This window comes from Salinicola sp. V024, from assembly GCF_052645315.1.
Genome location: NZ_JBQXYB010000001.1, coordinates 77604 through 94496 on the forward strand (window position 1 = coordinate 77604; position 16893 = coordinate 94496).

19 protein-coding genes are annotated in these 16893 nt (G+C 62.7%); 14 read left to right on the top strand and 5 right to left on the bottom strand.

The annotated features are described in order from the left end of the window. Positions 1 to 58 precede the first annotated feature (58 nt). Positions 59 to 820 carry an ABC transporter permease gene (locus tag ACUN9V_RS00350; protein ID WP_075562857.1) on the bottom strand — a complete coding sequence of 254 codons (762 nt, stop codon included), beginning with the start codon at positions 818 to 820 and terminating at the stop codon, positions 59 to 61. Next, positions 817 to 1854 carry an ABC transporter ATP-binding protein gene (locus ACUN9V_RS00355; protein ID WP_445509911.1) on the bottom strand — a complete coding sequence of 346 codons (1038 nt, stop codon included), beginning with the start codon at positions 1852 to 1854 and terminating at the stop codon, positions 817 to 819. Before ACUN9V_RS00355 ends, ACUN9V_RS00350 begins: the two co-directional genes overlap by 4 nt. A 290-nt stretch (positions 1855 to 2144) precedes the next feature. Here ACUN9V_RS00355 and ACUN9V_RS00360 point away from each other — a divergent pair, with 290 nt between their 5' ends. After that, the gene (locus ACUN9V_RS00360) at positions 2145 to 2735 is read left to right on the top strand and encodes a BPSL1445 family SYLF domain-containing lipoprotein (RefSeq protein WP_110692628.1); all 591 of its coding nucleotides are present in this window, start codon (positions 2145 to 2147) and stop codon (positions 2733 to 2735) included. Positions 2736 to 2830: 95 nt separating this feature from the next. On the opposite strand, the gene ACUN9V_RS00365 is transcribed toward ACUN9V_RS00360, so the two are convergent. Next, entirely contained in the window at positions 2831 to 3559 is a 729-nt protein-coding gene (locus ACUN9V_RS00365) for a YebC/PmpR family DNA-binding transcriptional regulator (protein WP_445509912.1), read from the bottom strand. Positions 3560 to 3810: 251 nt separating this feature from the next. On the opposite strand from ACUN9V_RS00365, the gene dbpA reads away from it, so the two are divergent. The 3 genes from dbpA (at position 3811) to ACUN9V_RS00380 (ending at position 7333) form a co-directional block, all read left to right on the top strand. Then, the gene (gene dbpA / locus ACUN9V_RS00370; protein WP_445510351.1) at positions 3811 to 5250 is read left to right on the top strand and encodes an ATP-dependent RNA helicase DbpA; all 1440 of its coding nucleotides are present in this window, start codon (positions 3811 to 3813) and stop codon (positions 5248 to 5250) included. Between the two features lie 44 nt (positions 5251 to 5294). Then, the gene (locus ACUN9V_RS00375; RefSeq protein ID WP_075562854.1) at positions 5295 to 6152 is read left to right on the top strand and encodes a PA4780 family RIO1-like protein kinase; all 858 of its coding nucleotides are present in this window, start codon (positions 5295 to 5297) and stop codon (positions 6150 to 6152) included. A gap of 173 nt (positions 6153 to 6325) precedes the next feature. Further along, complete coding sequence (locus tag ACUN9V_RS00380) at positions 6326 to 7333, top strand: zinc-dependent alcohol dehydrogenase family protein (RefSeq protein ID WP_445509913.1); 1008 nt, start codon at positions 6326 to 6328, stop codon at positions 7331 to 7333. A 125-nt stretch (positions 7334 to 7458) separates the two neighbouring features. Here the strand turns inward: ACUN9V_RS00380 and ACUN9V_RS00385 are convergent, their stop codons facing one another. Beyond that, the gene (locus tag ACUN9V_RS00385; RefSeq protein ID WP_445510352.1) at positions 7459 to 8220 is read right to left on the bottom strand and encodes a transporter substrate-binding domain-containing protein; all 762 of its coding nucleotides are present in this window, start codon (positions 8218 to 8220) and stop codon (positions 7459 to 7461) included. Between the two features lie 120 nt (positions 8221 to 8340). Here ACUN9V_RS00385 and ACUN9V_RS00390 point away from each other — a divergent pair, with 120 nt between their 5' ends. The 4 genes from ACUN9V_RS00390 (at position 8341) to ACUN9V_RS00405 (ending at position 10889) form a co-directional block, all read left to right on the top strand. Beyond that, positions 8341 to 8616 carry a hypothetical protein gene (locus ACUN9V_RS00390; protein ID WP_445509914.1) on the top strand — a complete coding sequence of 92 codons (276 nt, stop codon included), beginning with the start codon at positions 8341 to 8343 and terminating at the stop codon, positions 8614 to 8616. Between the two features lie 93 nt (positions 8617 to 8709). Then, positions 8710 to 9333 carry a LemA family protein gene (locus tag ACUN9V_RS00395; protein WP_075562891.1) on the top strand — a complete coding sequence of 208 codons (624 nt, stop codon included), beginning with the start codon at positions 8710 to 8712 and terminating at the stop codon, positions 9331 to 9333. Continuing rightward, a complete protein-coding gene (locus ACUN9V_RS00400; RefSeq protein WP_445509915.1) occupies positions 9333 to 10151 on the top strand; it encodes a TPM domain-containing protein in 819 nt (272 codons plus the stop codon). Before ACUN9V_RS00395 ends, ACUN9V_RS00400 begins: the two co-directional genes overlap by 1 nt. Before the next feature lie 102 nt (positions 10152 to 10253). After that, positions 10254 to 10889: a TPM domain-containing protein gene (locus tag ACUN9V_RS00405; RefSeq protein WP_445509916.1), complete on the top strand. Its 636-nt coding sequence runs from the start codon at positions 10254 to 10256 to the stop codon at positions 10887 to 10889. A gap of 121 nt (positions 10890 to 11010) precedes the next feature. Here ACUN9V_RS00405 and ACUN9V_RS00410 read toward each other — a convergent pair whose 3' ends face one another. Next, positions 11011 to 12495 (bottom strand): DEAD/DEAH box helicase, encoded by a 1485-nt coding sequence (locus ACUN9V_RS00410; protein WP_445509917.1) that lies wholly within the window; start codon positions 12493 to 12495, stop codon positions 11011 to 11013. A gap of 380 nt (positions 12496 to 12875) precedes the next feature. Between ACUN9V_RS00410 and ACUN9V_RS00415 the strand changes: the two genes are divergently transcribed. The 6 genes from ACUN9V_RS00415 to ACUN9V_RS00440 all read left to right on the top strand — a co-directional run bounded on the left by ACUN9V_RS00415 (position 12876) and on the right by ACUN9V_RS00440 (position 16863). Next, the gene (locus ACUN9V_RS00415) at positions 12876 to 13250 is read left to right on the top strand and encodes a VOC family protein (RefSeq protein ID WP_445509918.1); all 375 of its coding nucleotides are present in this window, start codon (positions 12876 to 12878) and stop codon (positions 13248 to 13250) included. 78 nt (positions 13251 to 13328) lie between these two features. Next, positions 13329 to 14495: a glycerophosphodiester phosphodiesterase gene (locus tag ACUN9V_RS00420; protein WP_445509919.1), complete on the top strand. Its 1167-nt coding sequence runs from the start codon at positions 13329 to 13331 to the stop codon at positions 14493 to 14495. 74 nt (positions 14496 to 14569) lie between these two features. Then, positions 14570 to 14860: a cupin domain-containing protein gene (locus tag ACUN9V_RS00425; RefSeq protein WP_445509920.1), complete on the top strand. Its 291-nt coding sequence runs from the start codon at positions 14570 to 14572 to the stop codon at positions 14858 to 14860. 89 nt (positions 14861 to 14949) lie between these two features. Continuing rightward, positions 14950 to 15192, top strand: coding sequence for an SEC-C metal-binding domain-containing protein (locus ACUN9V_RS00430; RefSeq protein ID WP_445509921.1), 243 nt, complete (start codon positions 14950 to 14952; stop codon positions 15190 to 15192). Positions 15193 to 15250: 58 nt separating this feature from the next. After that, positions 15251 to 16450, top strand: a complete 1200-nt coding sequence (locus ACUN9V_RS00435) for a M20 family metallopeptidase (protein WP_445509922.1) — start codon at positions 15251 to 15253, stop codon at positions 16448 to 16450. A gap of 8 nt (positions 16451 to 16458) precedes the next feature. Beyond that, positions 16459 to 16863: a GFA family protein gene (locus tag ACUN9V_RS00440; RefSeq protein WP_445509923.1), complete on the top strand. Its 405-nt coding sequence runs from the start codon at positions 16459 to 16461 to the stop codon at positions 16861 to 16863. Positions 16864 to 16893 lie beyond the last annotated feature (30 nt).

Sequence of the window (16893 nt, forward strand, 5' to 3'; positions counted from 1 at the left end):
GCGAAGAACGGGGAGGGCGGCTTTGGCTTCCGCCTTCCGGTCCGGACCTGGCTATACGTCAGGGGCGCAGCCGATAGCCGGTGCGGAAGATCCAACTGATGACGCCCAGGCTTACCGCCAGGAAGACGCCGATCATGACCAGACTGGCAACGACGCTGACATCGCTGATGCCGTAAAAGCTCCAGCGGAAACCGCTGACCAGATAGACCACCGGGTTGGCCAGCGTCACCCCCTGCCAGAACGACGGCAGCATATCGATGGAATAGAAGCTGCCGCCGAGAAAGGTCAGGGGCGTGATGATCAGCAACGGCACCAGCTGCAGCTTCTCGAAGCTGTCCGCCCAGATTCCGATGATGAATCCGAGCAGGCTGAAGGTGAGCGCGGTCAGCAACAGAAACAGCATCATCATGAACGGATGCTGGATATGCAGATCGACGAAGAAGTTGGCCGTGCCCAGAATCACCAGCCCCAGAATGGCGGACTTCGATGCCGCCGCGCCGACATAGCCGAGCACGATCTCGAAGTACGAGATCGGTGCCGACAGCAGTTCGTAGATGGTGCCGGTGAACTTGGGGAAGAAGATCCCGAACGAGGCATTCGAGACGCTCTGCGTCAGCAGCATCAGCATGATCAGGCCGGGCACGATGAACGCCCCGTAGCTGACGCCTTCGACTTCCTGAATGCGCGAGCCGATGGCGGCACCGAAAACGACGAAGTAGAGCGACGTCGAGATCACCGGCGAAATCAGGCTCTGCAGCAGCGTGCGTCCGGCGCGAGCCATTTCGAAGACATAGATGGAGCGAACGGCTTGCAGATTCATGGGCGCTCTCTGACCAGGTTGACGAAGATATCTTCCAGCGAACTCTGCTTGGTGTGCAGATCCTTGAAGCGAATGCCGGCGGCCTCGATCTCGTTGATCAGCGCGCTGATGCTGACGTGCTCGCTGTCCCCGGCCTCGCTGGCGTCGTAGGTGTAGACCAGCACGCTGCCTTCCTCGGCCAGCGTCAGCGGGTGGTGGGCCAGCGCGGGGGGCACGCTTGCCAACGGCGTCAGCAGATGCAGCGTCAACTGCTTGCTGCCGAGCTGTCGCATCAGTGCCGCCTTCTCCCGTACCAGCACGATCTCGCCGCCGTTGATGACCCCGATGCGATCGGCCATCTCCTCGGCTTCCTCGATGTAGTGCGTGGTCAGAATGATGGTCACGCCACTGTTACGAAGCTCTCTCACGACTTCCCACATGTCGCGACGCAGTTCGACGTCTACCCCGGCGGTGGGCTCGTCGAGAAACAGGATCTCGGGTTCATGGCCCAGCGCCTTGGCGATCAGCACGCGTCGTTTCATGCCGCCGGAGAGCGTAATCAGCTTGTTGTTGCGCTTGTCCCACAGCGACAGCGACTTCAGCACGCGCTCGAGATGGGCATCGTTGGGGGCCTTGCCGAACAGCCCGCGGCTGAAGCGCACCGTGTTCCAGACGGTCTCGAAGGCGTCACTGGTCAGCTCCTGAGGGACCAGGCCGATCTTGGCGCGCGCGGCGCGGTAGTCGGTGACGCTGTCGTGACCGTCGACCACCACACTCCCGGAGCTGGCGTTGACCAGTCCGCAGATGATGCTGATCAAGGTGGTCTTGCCGGCCCCGTTGGGGCCGAGCAGGGCGAATATTTCGCCGCGCTGGATCTCCAGGTCGATCTGCTTCAGCGCTTCGAAACCGGAGTCGTAACGTTTGGAGAGACCGGTAATGGCGATCACCGGCGCAGGTTGAGCGCCGGGATTTTCGGACTGCACGTCGACCGGCGTGTCGACGGTGGCATCGCTGGATGCCGCGCGCTCGGGCGCTAGGGGCGTCTCGTGACTCATGAAGGCGATACATCGTGACGTGAAGGGCCACTATTGTAGGCGAAAAACACTGGCAGGCGAAAAACATAAGCAGGTTAAGAACATCGGCAGGCAAAAATTGAGCTGGCTGTAGTCGGGAGTAGTCGTCATCGCATTGAGCGTTACAACCGGACCGAGAACAGAGGCTGACAATTGCCGTGAAACGGGCGCAATGGCGCAGAGTTGTCTATAACGAATAGGCAACATCAAAAATCAGACAGGCAGGATCGGTGTTGAAACGACGCCGATTTTTTCAAGCAAGGAGACCATTCATGGCACGCTTTTCATCGATCAACCGTACCGCCGTCATGCTGCTCGTCGCGGTTCTGGGCAGTACAGCATTGACCGCCTGTACCACCACCTCCTCTTCAGATCGCGAAAGCCGTCTCTCGCAGCGTGCGCAGCTGGATCAGGACGTCCAGCAGACGCTGGACCGGCTCTATCGCTCGGTGCCCGACGCCCGATCGCTGGCACAGCAGGCCGAAGGCGTACTGGTGTTTCCCGGCGTACTGGGCGCCAGCTTCATCGTCGGCGCCAGTCATGGCGACGGGTCGCTGCTGATGGACGGCGCCAAGGCCGGCTACTACACCACCACCAGCGGTTCGATCGGTTTCCAGGCGGGGGCGCAGTCGCAGGCCATCGTCTACCTGCTGATGACCGAGAAGGCGCTCAATCGCGTGCGTAGCGACAATGGATGGTCGGTGGGGGCCAGCGCCGGAGTGGCGGTCGCCGATATCGGTGCCAACGGCCAGATCACCAACGCTACGGCCGACAAGGAGGTCATCGCGTTCGTGATGAACAATCAGGGCATCCAGGGCGGTGTCTCGTTGAACGGCGCCAAGATATCCAAGGTCAGCCCTTGATCCTGTCTTTTCCGGATTGATCCCCCCAGACGCAGGAAACCCACCGCAAGGTGGGTTTCCTATTGATGCCAGCAATCCGTGACAGATCAATCGTGTCAGGCGCTCCCGGGCAGCTCGGCATTGTGATAGACGTTCTGTACGTCGTCGAGATCGTTCAACATGTCGATGAACTTCTCGAACATCGCCACGTCGTCGCCTTCCAGCGGCGTATGGGTCTGCGGCAGGAACTGAATCTCGTCGGCTTCGAACTCGAGCTCGCCGAAGGTGTCGAGCAACGCCTGCTTGGCCTTGGCATAGTCGGTATGCGGCGCGAACACGGTGATGCGACCGTCTTCGCTTTCGATGTCGGTGACGTCGACATCGGCTTCCATCAGCGCTTCCAGCACGGCTTCCTCATCCTCGCCGGCAAAGGCGAAGATCGCGCAGTGGTCGAACATATGGCTGACCGAGCCCTGGGTGCCGATCTTGCTCTTGGTCTTGGTGAAGCAGCCGCGCACGTCACCGAAGGTGCGGTTCGGGTTGTCGGTCAGACACTCGACGATCACCATGCAGTTGCCCGGGCCGAAACCTTCGTAGCGTGCCGCCGAGAAATCCTCGCCGCCGCTGCCCTTGGCCTTGTCGAGCGCCTTGTCGATCACGTGCGATGGCACCTGATCCTTCTTCGCCTTGTCGATCAGCCCGCGGAGCGTCAGGTTACCGGAAGGATCGGTACCACCGGACTTGGCGCAGACGTAGATTTCACGGCCGTACTTGCTGTAGACCTTGGTCTTGGCATCGGCCGTCTTGGCCATGGATTCCTTGCGGTTCTGGAAGGCCCTTCCCATTGTCACACCCTATCGGTTGTCAACGACGAGCGGGATTTTACGCAACATTGCGCGGATGTTGCAGGTTTATTTGGCCTTTCTCGCACCAATTGCCTAGCTCGCACGACGAGACGGCGTCAATCTTCGCGCGCTCTGGTATTCTGCCGCGCCTGAGCATGACATGGTGAGACCGAGTCGTCCGCCGGTTGACTGCATCGACCTTTTCATCTCGACCAGGAGCGCGTGCCGTGCCCGACACTCATCACTCGAAGATCCCGCATTCGGAGCTCCCGAACTCGGAGGCCGATCCCTCCGCGACGGGTCAGCCCGAGGCGTTCTCCTCGTTACCGTTACCCGCGGCGCTTGTGGATAATCTCGAATCGCTGGGTTATCTGGCGATGACGCCGATTCAGGCCGCCAGCCTGCCGCCGATCCTGAGCGGTCAGGACGTGATCGGGCAGGGCAAGACGGGGTCCGGCAAGACGGCGGCGTTCGGTCTGGGCCTGCTGTCGGCGCTCGATGTTTCGCGCTTTCAGGTCCAGGCCCTGGTGCTGTGTCCCACCCGTGAGCTGGCGGACCAGGTCGCCGAAGAGCTGCGTCGGCTGGCGCGAATGCTGGCCAACGTCAAGATCCTCGCGCTGTGCGGGGGAACGCCGCTGGGTCCGCAGCTGAATTCGCTGTCCCACGGCGCGCATGTGATCGTCGGCACGCCGGGCCGCATCGAGGAGCATCTACGCAAGGGCTCGCTGGATCTTTCGTCGCTTTCGGTGCTGGTGCTGGACGAGGCCGATCGCATGCTTGACATGGGCTTCCAGGCGGCGCTGGACACGATCGTCGCGGCGACCCCGAAAGCACGCCAGACGCTACTGTTCAGCGCCACCTACGGCGACAGCGTGCGTCCGGTCGCCGAGCGCATGCTGCGTCAGCCGGTAATGGTGGAGGTGGATTCGTCCCACGATGACGAGAGCATCCGTCAGCATTTTCACCGGGTTGCCGACGAGCCGGCCCGCCTGGCCGCGCTCAGCCAGCTGCTGCTGCACTACCGGCCGGAATCCAGCGTGGTGTTCTGCAACACGCGCCGTGAAACCCAGGAGGTCGCGGACCAACTGCTGGCGGCCGGATTCAGCGCCGAGGCGTTGCATGGCGATCTGGAACAGCGCGATCGCGATCAGACCCTGATCCGTTTCGCCAACAAGAGTCTGTCGGTTCTCGTCGCGACCGATGTCGCGGCGCGTGGGCTGGATATCGACGCGCTGGATGCGGTATTCAACTACCAGATCGCCCGCGAGCTCGAAGTGCATGTCCATCGCATCGGCCGGACGGGGCGCGCAGGCGCAAGTGGCGTCGCCTGTACCATATTGACCGAGAAGGAAGCCTATCGCCTCGAGCGACTCGAGGCGTTTCTGGGCGAGACGCTGACCATCGAGCCGCTGCCCGGCCGCGGCTCGGCATCCCAGGCGCCGTTTCAGCCGCGCATGGCGACGCTACAGATCGATGCCGGCAAGAAGCAGAAAATTCGCCCGGGCGACGTGCTGGGCGCGCTCACCAACGGTGACGACGCGATCGGCGGCGATCAGGTCGGCAAGATCAAGGTGCTCGATCGCAGCGCCTACGTCGCGGTCGAACGCTCGATCGCCAAACAGGCGCTGGCGACGTTGAGCGCCGGCAAATTGAAAGGGCGCAGCTGTCGGGTGCGCCGAATCGGACGCTGAAGATAGCGGGGACATGTGAGGATACATGTGAGGATAGCGAAAGCATGAAGGTACCCAAGCGATTGCAGCCGTTGGTCGAAGATGGGCTGGTGGACGAAGTCGTCAGCCAGCTGATGAGTGGCAAGGAGGCGCAGGTTTTCGTGGTTCGTTGCGGTGACGAACTGCGCTGCGCCAAGGTGTTCAAGGAGGCCAAGCAGCGCAGCTTCAAGCAGGCGGTCGCCTACCAGGAAGGGCGCAAGGTGCGTAACACGCGTCGCGCCCGGGCGATGTCGAAGAAGACTCGCTACGGCCAGCGTGAGCAGGAGTCGGCGTGGCTGAATGCCGAAGTCGATGCGCTCTATCGGCTGGCCGAGGCGGGCGTGCGCGTGCCCACGCCGCATGGCTTCGTCGATGGCGTGCTGCTGATGGAGATGATCGTCGATGCCGACGGCGACGTGGCCCCGCGCCTCGATGACGTCGAGTTGACGCCGGAACTGGCGCTCGAGTATCACCAGCGCCTGATTGGTGAAGTGGTGCAGATGCTGTGCGCCGGTCTGATTCACGGAGATCTGTCCGAGTTCAATATTCTGGTGGGCGCCGAGGGGCCGGTGATCATCGATCTGCCTCAGGCGGTCGACGCGGCCGGTAATAACAATGCGCCGTGGATGCTGGTGCGCGACGTCGACAACCTGCGCGGCTATTTCGGCCGCTTCGCCCCGGCCCTGTTGAAGACGGACTATGGCAAGGAGATCTGGGCGCTCTACGAGGCCGGGGAACTCCACCCCGAGACGCCATTGACCGGACGTTTCGAACCGGACGCGTCGCTCGTCGACGTCAGCGATGTCATGCAGGTCATCGACGCCGCTCGCGAGGAAGCCGCGGAGCGACAGGCGCGGGAACAGGATGACGACGAGGACGACTGACAGGAGCGCAGGGAAAGCGACCGACGAATGGCACCGGCAGGAGGCCGCTGCCTGTCAGCCGGGCAAAAAATAAGGGTTCGACCGGCTGGCTTGGTCACCACCGGAGGAGACCGTCTACACTTCGGGCACCCGTTAAACGATCCCTTGGGATCGTTTCGTTCAAGGAGTGCACCATGCAAGTCATCAATCTGAAGTCTCCCGGCGGTCTGGACCAGCTCAATCTTCACGAGGTCGAAAGCCCCGGCGAACCCGGCCCCGGAGAAATCCGGGTTCGTGTTCATGCCAACTCGCTCAACTTTCATGACTATGTCGTCGCCAGCGGCAAGTCGCCGACGGAGGAAGGGCGCATTCCCATGGCCGACGGCGCCGGCGTCGTCGAGGCGGTGGGCAAAGGCGTTACCGAATTCGCGGTCGGCGATTCCGTGGTTTCCACGTTTTTCCCGCACTGGCTCGACGGGCCGGCACGCGTCTCCGACTTCAAGACGGTGCCGGGTGACGGTGTCGACGGTTACGCCCGCGAACAAGTCGTTCGTCCTGCGCAATGGTTCACCCATGCCCCCGAGGGCTATACCCATGCGGAAGCCGCGACGCTGACCACTGCCGGTCTTACGGCGTGGCGCGCGCTGGTCGTCGACGGCGGCCTCAAGCCGGGTGACACTGTGCTGACTCTGGGGACCGGCGGGGTGTCGATCTTCGCGCTGCAGCTGGCCAAGGCCATGGGCGCCACCGTCATCTCGACCTCGTCGTCCGCGGACAAGATCACGCGGCTCAAGGCGCTGGGTGCCGATCACACGATCAACTACCGCGAAGAGTCGGAGTGGGGCAAGAGAGTGCAGGAGTTGACCCACGGGCATGGCGCCGATCACGTCATCGAAGTCGGCGGCCCGGGCACCTTGCCGCAGTCTATCGATGCCGTTGCCATTGGCGGGCATATTTCGCTGATCGGCGTGCTGACCGGACGCGGCGGCGATATCCCGACCTCCAAGCTGATGGCGAAGCAGGCCCGGCTGCAGGGTTTGATCGTGGGTAGCCGTCGGCACCAGATCGAGATGATTCGCGCGCTCGAAACGACCGGGATCAAGCCGGTCATCGACTGCTCGTTCGCCCTGGACCAGATCGGCGACGCCTTCCGCCATCAGGAATCCGGCAAGCACTTCGGCAAGATCTGCCTGGAGTTTTAAGCCTCCCGTATCGCGCCTCGTGAAACGCCCAGACGAGTAGCGCCAAACCCGAAGCGCCGCTGGAAGACTCCAGCGGCGCTTTTCATTGAGCGGCTAATGGAACGACGGCATTTCCCGTAATGTCGCTACTTGCGGGAGGCGGGACGCAGATCGTAGTCGAAATACTGGTGCATCAGGGTTTCGAAGGTGCCGTCCGCATAGACGCTATCCAGCGCCTGATTGAAGGTCTCGGCCAGATCCTTGTCGCGCGGGCGCACCGCGATCGCGTTGCCCTTGCCGAAGATCGACTCCGGGCTATCGATACGCGGCCCGACCTGGACGAAATCGCTGTCGGCGCTGCCGATTTCCAGCGCGTCCAGTGCCACCGGATAGTTGAGGAACGCCATGTCCAGGCGCTGCGATTCCAGATCCAGCGCGACATCCGCCGCCGTGGCGTAACGCTGAACGTCGAGCTTGTCGCCATACTGCTGGGTGATGTAGCTATCCTGCGTCGTCCCTCGCTGCACGCCCACCGACAGTCCCTTCAGCGATGCCGGATCATCGAGAGAGATATCGCTGCCGCGTCGTGCCACCCAGACCTTGGGCGACATGGCGTAAGGTCTGGTGAACAGCACCTGGCGTTCGCGAGCCGGGGTGATCCGCATCGACGACATGATGGCGTCGTACTTGCGTGAGAGCAGGCCGGGAATGATGCCATCCCAGCCCTGTACCACCCATTCACAGTCGAGCTTGGCGCGCTCGCAAAGCGTGTTGCCCAGGTCGATCTCGAAACCCTCCAGCTCGCCATCGGCATTGCGATATTCGAACGGCGGATAGGGCACATCGACGGCGATGCGAACGTGCTGCGGCGCGGCAGCCTGAGCGGTGGAAGCCAGGCCGAGTCCCATCGCCAGGGCGGCAAGGGGAAGGGTAAATCGATGGTTGAAGCGTAGTGTCACGCGGAAGATCCTTTTTTGAATGGCCCTTTGTCTGAAGACCTTTTGTTGGGAGGGCTTTATCGATAGCCCTTGAGACGACCCTTTGTGCTCATCGACGGTGATGTCACACATGAAGATCGTTTCCCCATGTTGGCGCAGCCGTCGGCGAATGACCAGTGCGGCGAGAGCCAGCGGGCAGGCGTCACCAGCCGTTGGCACCGGCCACTCCGCGTTGCTCCGGGAGCGCACTCGGCGCTGGGCATTCACCTTCTCATGGTGCCGGGGATTCACCTTCCCAAGGTGCCGGGGATTCACCTCCCTATGGTGCCGGGGATTCACCTTCCCATGGCGCCGGCCAACCTGTAACTTGGCGTCATCGCCGTCTTGCCATCCTCGAACCCTCGTGACGCGTTCGAGCTATCGAGACGACACGCCATGATTTCTCATCAGGAACCCTTCATGCAGACACCCGTGACCGCTCTCTCCATCGCCACCCGTCAACCGTGGCGGTGGATGTTGCTGCTGGTACTGATGCTGTCGCTGTCAGGCTGCGGCATCAACAACATCCCGACGCTGGACGAGAAGGTGAAGTCGTCCTGGTCTCAGGTCGAGAACCAGTATCAGCGCCGCGCGGATCTCGTTCCCAATCTGGTGCAGACGGTAAAAGGGTTCGCCAGCCAGGAGCGGGAAACGCTGACGGCCGTTACCGAGGCGCGGTCCAAGGCGACCTCGATCCAGGTCGATGCCGATAGTCTGAACGATCCGCAGAAGCTTAAGCAGTTCCAGCAGGCCCAGAGCCAGCTGACCGGCGCGCTGAGCCGGCTGATGGCGGTTTCCGAGCGCTATCCCGATTTGAAGTCGAACCAGAACTTCCTGGCGCTGCAGTCGCAGCTGGAAGGCACCGAGAATCGCATCGCGGTGGCGCGTCGCGATTTCATCCAGGCGGTCGAGGCGTACAACACCGAGATCCGGACGTTCCCCGGCAAGATCTGGCATAGCGTGTTCTACAGCGACATGCCGGTTCGCGAGAACTTCGAAGCCACGGCGGAGGATGCGGATCAGGCACCCAAGGTGGAGTTCTGATGCCGGTCATGATGCGACAACTGTTTCGACGAACGGCTCCGCGGGCCATCTCGCTGACACTGGGCCTGTGGTTGCTGGCGTTTACCGCGATCGCCCCGGCGGCGCCGGATTTCCCCGAACTGACCGGCCGTGTCGTCGATAACGCCGATCTGCTCGACGATTCGACCCAGTCCCAGTTGACCGACATGCTGGCGGCTCACGAAGACGCTACCGACGAGCAGGTGGTCGTCGTAACGGTGCCGAATCTGCAGGGCGAGGCCATCGAGGATTACGGCTATCAGCTCGGCCGCGAGTGGGGCATCGGCCAGAAGGGCGAGGATAACGGTGCCCTGCTGATCGTGGCGGTGGACGAACGCGCGGTGCGGATCGAGGTCGGTTATGGCCTCGAGGGCCGACTGACCGACGCCCAGTCCTCGAGAATCATCAATCAGATCATCACCCCGGCGTTTCGCGACGGCGACTTCGCCGGCGGGATTACTCGCGGGGCCGAGGCGATGGTCAAGGTGCTGGGGGGCGATCCCCTGGCGGAAGCGCCGCCACAGCAACAGCCCGATCGGCAAGAATCGCGGCATATCGGCGGCGCGGGATTCTGGTTCTTCGCGCTGTTCATGATCGTGATGCTGATCGTCCGCAGCGGCGGGGGTGGCGGCGGCGGTCGTGGTGGTAAACGACGTCGGCGCGGTGGCTTCATGGGTGGCGTGCTGATGGGCGGCGCTCTCGGCGGGTCCGGTGGCTTCGGCGGCGGAGGTTTCGGCGGTGGCGGCTTCGGCGGCGGTGGCGGCGGTTTTGGCGGCGGCGGTGCCTCCGGTGGCTGGTAGGGAAACGCTGAATAAATCGACGAGCAGGATGAAGCGCAACGCGGCGATTCGCCTGCGTAGCCATTCGGGCAGTGTTCCCGTAGACGACAGGATAATGACAGCATGGCCTTATTGAGTGAAAGCGAACAACGGCAGGTCGGCGATGCGATCACCCGGATCGAGCGCGACACCGACGCCGAAGTCGTCACCGTCCTGGCGCGTCAAGCCGACGATTACACCTACATCCCGCTGTTGTGGGCGGGGCTGACGGCGCTCATCGTTCCCGGCGCCCTGGCAGTGATCGCCAGCTGGCTGAGCGGGCTGGACAGCATCAGCGCCTGGTATCTGCTGCTGGTGCAGTGGCTGGTCTTCATCGTCCTGGCGGTGGTTTTCCGGCTGCCCACGGTCCTCACGCGCCTGATCCCGCGTCATGTGCGGTTCTGGCGCGCTTCCAATCTGGCCCGGCGCCAGTTCCTGGACCAGAACCTGCACCACACCGATGCTGGTACCGGCATGCTGATCTTCGTCTCCGAAGCCGAGCGTTACGTGGAGATTCTCGTCGACTGGGGAATTTCGGATCGACTGGACGATGACACCTGGCAGTCGATCGTGGTCAGCTTCACGGCCAAGGTGAAAGCCGGAGAAACCTTGCAGGGTTTCCTCGACTGCATCGATAGTTGCGGCGAGCTGTTGAAGACCCATGTTCCGGCGACCCACGAGCGCAACGAGTTGCCGAACCGGCTCGTCGTGCTCGATTAGGCTTCCCGTGCCGGCACCTGGCCGGCATCCGGATACGACAACGCCACCGTCATTGACGGTGGCGTTGTCGTTGTCGTTGATACGAGCTGAAGCCGTTGATACGAGCGGCAACGTCTAACTTTCAGACGTTGCCGTTGGGCGTGCCGCCGCCGCTGCGACGCTGGCCACCACCCGAGCGCTGGCGACGTTGCGCCGGGGCCTCGCTGTTGCGATTGGCGCCGTCCCGGTTGCCGTTGGCATCGCCGCGCTGGCCTGAGGAGGAACCGCGCCCGCCACCATTGCCGCGTCCGCCCGTATTGCCGCGTCCGCCCGTATTGCCGCGTCCGCCCGTATTACCGCGGCCACCGGCGTTGCTGGTGCGTCCGCCACCGTTGCTGCGTCGCTGACCGTTGCCGCCATCGCCGCGACGTTGGCCACCGCGAGGCTGACGATCATCGTTCTCGTCGACTTTGGGGCCGCCGCCGGGGGTCGGTTCGAAACCTTCCACCGTCTGGCTGTTCAAACGCTGACTGATCAGCCGCTCGATGCCGGCCAGCTCCTTCTTCTCATCCAGGCTGACCAGCGATACGGCCTGACCGCTGGCGCCGGCGCGGCCGGTACGACCGATACGGTGAACGTAGTCTTCCGCCACGTTGGGCAGCTCGAAGTTGACGACCTGCGGCAGCTGGTCGATATCCAGCCCGCGGGCGGCAATATCGGTAGCGATCAGCGCACGAATACCGCCGCTCTTGAAGGAGGCCAGCGCCTGGGTCCGCGCGTTCTGGCTCTTGTTGCCGTGAATCGCCGCAGCCTCGATACCCTGACCCTCGAGATACTTGGTCAGGCGATTGGCGCCGTGCTTGGTGCGGGTGAAGACCAGCACCTGCTGCCACTGATGGGTCTGGATCAGGTGCGACAGCAAGGCCGGCTTGCGGCTCTTGTCCACCGGATGAACCCACTGGGTCACCGTGGCGGCAGCGGCGTTGCGCGGCGTGACCGAAAGCTCGACCGGATCGTTGACCATGCCCTTGGCAAGGTTGCGGATCTCGTTGGAGAACGTCGCCGAGAACAGCAGGTTCTGTCGCTGCTTGGGCAGCACCGCCAGAATCTTGCGGATATCGTGGATGAAGCCCATGTCGAGCATGCGATCCGCTTCATCGAGCACCAGCACTTCGAGCTTGTCGAAGCGAACCATTTTCTGCTGATAGAGATCGAGCAGGCGGCCAGGCGTGGCAACGAGAATGTCGACGCCCTGGCGCAGGGTAGCGATCTGCGGGTTGATCTTGACCCCGCCAAAGACCACGGCGCTTTTCAGTGACAGGTGTTTGCCGTAGGTCGCCACGCTCTCGCCGACCTGAGCAGCGAGCTCTCGGGTCGGGGTCAGAATCAGGGCACGGACCGGAATCTGCGAACCGCCCTGGGGGCGTTCACCTTGAGACAGACGGTGCAGGATCGGCAGGGTGAAACCTGCCGTCTTGCCGGTACCCGTCTGTGCGGCCGCCATGACATCTCTTCCCTCGAGGACGGCGGGAATCGCCTGTGACTGAATCGGGGAAGGGGTGTCGTAGCCTTGTTCGGCAACGACTTTCAGCAACGGGGCACTAAGGCCCAGTGAGGCAAAACTCATTCGGTATTCTCTAGGTCGCGGCGATTGGCGAAGCGAAGCGGCTACGCTCTACCGGGGAATGCCAGTGCTGGCTGATGCGCCTGGAGGCGACAAAAAGGAGGGTCGTCGACTTTTTCAGCTTCGCGTGACGACGGTCAGACAGATAACGGCAATGGGCACGCAGCTTAACGCATGTGCGGGCCCGCCGCCATCCGATACTGCGACTATCGTAGAATGGCGTTCGCCATCGGTTTCATGGCGACGCAGATTATTGCAGCGCCTGCCCGCTAGCCTCCAGCCGAAGTAAGGACTGACTGGGGCGGTGGGATGTCGCCCCGTTCAGCGCGGGCTATGCTGGATAGCGCGCCATCTGGATTTTCAGCACAAACAGGAGAGCGACCATGCACAAGAGTCGTCTGGCGGCACTCGTCATCGATAGCCAGCGCGACGAGAAATCGTCGGCCATCGATTTCTGGGCCGGGGCACTGGGTTGGCCCGGCCACGAGACCGACGAGAAATACGGCAAGCTGGCCACCCCGCCGAATCAACCTGACGTGTTGATCCAGCAGGTCGATCATCCCAGCCGCGTTCACCTGGATATCGAAACCGACGATATCGATGCCGAAGTGGCCAGACTGGAGAAGCTGGGGGCGACGGTCGTAGAGCGTCTGGAACGCTGGACCGTCATGGAAGCCCCCACCGGCCATCGGTTCTGCGTCGTGCATCCGCAGCGAGCGGATTTCGACGTGGCCGACAGCGTCAACGTCTGGCCCTGACTTGGTCGCCAGCGGGTTATGGGGTAGCGTCGACGTTGGATTCGGTCGAGAAACCCGATAATGAACAAGGAGATAATGATGACCACCTCGACGCGTCGCTGGCTTCTGGCCTGCGGTGTCAGCCTGTTGCTGCCGGTCAGCGTGACTCAGGCCGCCGATTCAGCGCCGGCCAGTAGCGGCGAACCCCAGGGCTCGACGCTGTGCACCAAGATTCCGATTCCCTGTGACGCGGTCATCGCCCATCGGGGTGCCTCCTATCAGGCGCCGGAATCGACCCGGCCCGCTTATCTTCTGGCGCGGGACCTGGGGGTCGATTATCTCGAGCTGGATCTGCAGCGAACGAAAGATGGCGTGCTGGTGGCCGTCCATGACAATACGTTGGGGCGCAATACCAACGTCGCCGAGGTGTTCCCTGACCGGGCCGATGCGCCGGTGTCGAGTTTCACGCTCGACGAACTCAAGCAGCTCGATGCCGGCAGCTGGTTCAACGCGAGCTATCCGGACCGTGCCCGCGACAGTTATTCGGGTCTCGAAATATTGACGCTGGATGAGGTGATCGACATCGCCGAAGGCGGCGACAACCATCCCGGACTCTATATCGAGACCAAGGTGCCCGAGCAGTTTCCGGGCATCGAGGAGGACCTGCGCAAGAAGCTTCAGTCGCGGGGCTGGTTGGGCGATGAAGCGAAATCCCGTCCGGCGGCGAAGAAGGGAGCCGTCAACGTGGGGGACACGCCGGGTCGTGTGGTAATGCAGACCTTTTCCAAGGCCAGCCTGAAAGCGTTGGAAACGTCCATGCCGTATGTGCCTCGCGTGTTGCTGCTGTGGCTTGGCAAGGGCGGTATCGAGGCCGCACCAGGCAAGCCGCAGGGTGACGACGAGAGCACGGCCGATTACTACGCCCGTCAGCAGGTCGCTTCACCGGAGGCGTATCGATCCTGGCTCGACTTCGCCAAGGATCATGGCGCGATCGGAATCGGTCCGTCGGCCGTGCAGTCGGAGCACGACGGCAATTTCAGCAGCCAGTTCAGCTATATGGACCTGGCCGAACCGTGGATGATCGGCATGGCCCACGATGATGGCATGCTGGTACACCTCTACACGGTCGACGCACCGGCGGACTTCGAACGCTATCAGCAGCGCGGCGTCGATGGTTTCTTCACCAACCGGGCCGAACGGCTGCTGGAATTTTACGGTCACCCGACTCAGGACCAAGACGCCATTCTGAAGCGTCACGGCTACTGAGCCAGTTTTGGCAGCGTGTGCCGGCGTAGCGTCGGCGCCGGACATCTCTATTTATCGATTGAAGGATTGGAATCATGAGCTCCTCGCGGCCACAGGCCCAGCCCAGCGTCCAAGTGGAAAATGACCGGGTCCGGGTCACCGAATGGCGATTTTCTTCCGGCGCCGAAACCGGCTGGCACGCGCATGACTGCGACTATGTGGTGGTGCCGCAGACCACCGGCAAGCTCGAACTCGAGACGCTGGACGGCCATACGTTCTCGACCTTGGAAGCCGGCGTTTCCTACTATCGAGACAAGGGCGCCGAGCACAACGTGGTCAACACCAACGATTTCGAATTCGTCTTCGTCGAGATCGAGATCAAGTAGCGCGCTCATGTCGCCAGACAATGGCGCTGACTCGATCCGTGGAGGATAATCGCCCGTCGATTATCCTCCATTCATTACGGTATCGCGCTATGACTCAGCCCCACGTCCACGGCCCGGACTGCCAGCACGATCACGACCACAGCCACGACCATAGCCACGACCACAGCCACGTTCATGATCAGGGTGCCTCTGGTCACGTTCATGGCCCGCACTGCCAGCATCATCACCACGAAGCGCAAGCGCCGGTGCGCAATGCGATGAAGGACATCGGCCGCAACGACCCTTGTCCCTGCGGCAGCGGCAAGAAGTTCAAGAAGTGCCATGCCGGCTAGCAAGAATTACCCCATAGGTTCTCCATCGATATAAATCCAAAACGATCCGGGAGATAGCATGAGTACAGTGACGTGCTCGAACGAGCGATATGACATCACCTGCGACTGGCTGGCCGGGCAGCAGTTGCAGATGGTCGAGTCCCTGAAGACGCTGGTGAACATCGATTCCAACAGCTACGACAAGGCCGGCACCGATGCGGTGGCGGATGTCATCGTCGAGTGGCTTGAGGCTGACGGGATTGCCGTGACGCGGACGCCGCGACCGGACGCCGGCGATATTCTCGAGGCGTGGCTGGAGGGTGATGGCAGCGATGCGAGCGCCGGCCACGTGCTGATGATGGGGCATCGCGATACGGTGTTTCCGACCGGTACGGTCGCCGAGCGTGGCTACACACAGCAAGGCGAGATTGGTTATGGCCCCGGCGTCGCCGACATGAAAGCGGGGCTGGTGCTCAATATCTTCGTGCTGCGGGCACTCAAGCGGCTGGCGCCGTTGCCGTTCCCGTTCCCGGTGCGGGCACTGTTCACGGCGGACGAGGAGATCGGCTCCCGCGACGGTACGGCTTTCATTCGCGAGGCGGCCAGTGGTGCGCGAGCGGTGCTCAACGCGGAGCCGGGGCGAATCAGCGGCAACGTGGTCACCGGCCGCAAGGGGGGCGCAGCTTTTCTGATCGAAGTGACCGGCAAGGCGGCGCACTCCGGTGTCAGTCATGCGGATGGCGCCAGCGCCATCGAAGCGCTGGCGCGCAAGATCGTCAAGCTGCATGCGCTGACCGATTACGAGAGCGGTGTGACCACTAACGTCGGCCTGATCGAAGGCGGTGTATCGCGCAATACCGTCGCGCCTGCGGCAACGGCACAGCTGGATACGCGCTTCGTCACCAACGAGCAACGCGCCAATCTGCTGGCGGCGATCGAGACGATCATCGCCGAGGAGGAGGTGCCGGGGACTCAGGCGACGATTCGCCAGACCTCCGGCTTCCTGCCGATGGAGCCCGCCATGAGCGAGGCCCTGTTTGCGCGTTATCGGGTCCAGGCCGAGAAGCTGGGCTTCAGCGTCGGCGGCGAATTCACCGGCGGCTGTTCGGATGCCGGTACCACGGCGAGCCTGGGCATCCCCACGCTCTGCGGCACCGGTCCGGTCGGCGCCAAGATGCACACCGACGACGAATATTGTCGGCTCGAAACGTTCGTGCCGCGGGCCCAGGCGGTGGCGGCGACGATTCTGGATCTAGCGGCAGACGCCTCTCCGAAATGATCAGGGCCATGAAGTCTTCAGCCAGTCGGCAGGCGAGCTGTGCCTGCGGTCAGTTGACGCTCGAGGTCAGCGGCGAACCGATTCGGATCTCGGTTTGCCACTGTCAGGCGTGTCAACGTCGCAGCGGGGCGCCGTTCGCGGCTCAGGCGCGCTATCCCCGGGCCAGGGTGCGGCTCGACAGAGAGTACAAGACGTTCGTCCGCGTCGCCGATAGCGGCAATGAGGTGACGGCGCATTTCTGCCCGCACTGTGGTTCGACGCTCTGCTATTGGCTAGCCGTCGATCCAGACGTCCTGGCCGTCGCCATCGGGGCGTTCGGAGACTCCAGCTTTCCGCCGCCGAACTTTTCGATGCACGACGATCAGCGTTACGGCTGGATCGGCCTGCCAGCCTCTATCGAGTACCACCCCTAGCCGGGCGGTCGGCCCGCGAGGGTTTTCTGG

Coding starts and splice junctions, on each gene's coding strand:
- ACUN9V_RS00430 (WP_445509921.1), top strand. CDS start 14,950: ATGACTCAGCCCCACGTCCACGGCCCGGACTGCCAGCACGATCACGAC.
- ACUN9V_RS00440 (WP_445509923.1), top strand. CDS start 16,459: ATGAAGTCTTCAGCCAGTCGGCAGGCGAGCTGTGCCTGCGGTCAGTTG.
- ACUN9V_RS00435 (WP_445509922.1), top strand. CDS start 15,251: ATGAGTACAGTGACGTGCTCGAACGAGCGATATGACATCACCTGCGAC.
- ACUN9V_RS00420 (WP_445509919.1), top strand. CDS start 13,329: ATGACCACCTCGACGCGTCGCTGGCTTCTGGCCTGCGGTGTCAGCCTG.
- ACUN9V_RS00365 (WP_445509912.1), bottom strand. CDS start 3,559: ATGGGAAGGGCCTTCCAGAACCGCAAGGAATCCATGGCCAAGACGGCC.
- ACUN9V_RS00375 (WP_075562854.1), top strand. CDS start 5,295: ATGAAGGTACCCAAGCGATTGCAGCCGTTGGTCGAAGATGGGCTGGTG.
- ACUN9V_RS00400 (WP_445509915.1), top strand. CDS start 9,333: ATGCCGGTCATGATGCGACAACTGTTTCGACGAACGGCTCCGCGGGCC.
- ACUN9V_RS00355 (WP_445509911.1), bottom strand. CDS start 1,854: ATGAGTCACGAGACGCCCCTAGCGCCCGAGCGCGCGGCATCCAGCGAT.
- ACUN9V_RS00360 (WP_110692628.1), top strand. CDS start 2,145: ATGGCACGCTTTTCATCGATCAACCGTACCGCCGTCATGCTGCTCGTC.
- ACUN9V_RS00385 (WP_445510352.1), bottom strand. CDS start 8,220: ATGGGACTCGGCCTGGCTTCCACCGCTCAGGCTGCCGCGCCGCAGCAC.
- ACUN9V_RS00380 (WP_445509913.1), top strand. CDS start 6,326: ATGCAAGTCATCAATCTGAAGTCTCCCGGCGGTCTGGACCAGCTCAAT.
- ACUN9V_RS00425 (WP_445509920.1), top strand. CDS start 14,570: ATGAGCTCCTCGCGGCCACAGGCCCAGCCCAGCGTCCAAGTGGAAAAT.
- ACUN9V_RS00410 (WP_445509917.1), bottom strand. CDS start 12,495: ATGAGTTTTGCCTCACTGGGCCTTAGTGCCCCGTTGCTGAAAGTCGTT.
- ACUN9V_RS00405 (WP_445509916.1), top strand. CDS start 10,254: ATGGCCTTATTGAGTGAAAGCGAACAACGGCAGGTCGGCGATGCGATC.
- ACUN9V_RS00350 (WP_075562857.1), bottom strand. CDS start 820: ATGAATCTGCAAGCCGTTCGCTCCATCTATGTCTTCGAAATGGCTCGC.
- ACUN9V_RS00395 (WP_075562891.1), top strand. CDS start 8,710: ATGCAGACACCCGTGACCGCTCTCTCCATCGCCACCCGTCAACCGTGG.
- ACUN9V_RS00415 (WP_445509918.1), top strand. CDS start 12,876: ATGCACAAGAGTCGTCTGGCGGCACTCGTCATCGATAGCCAGCGCGAC.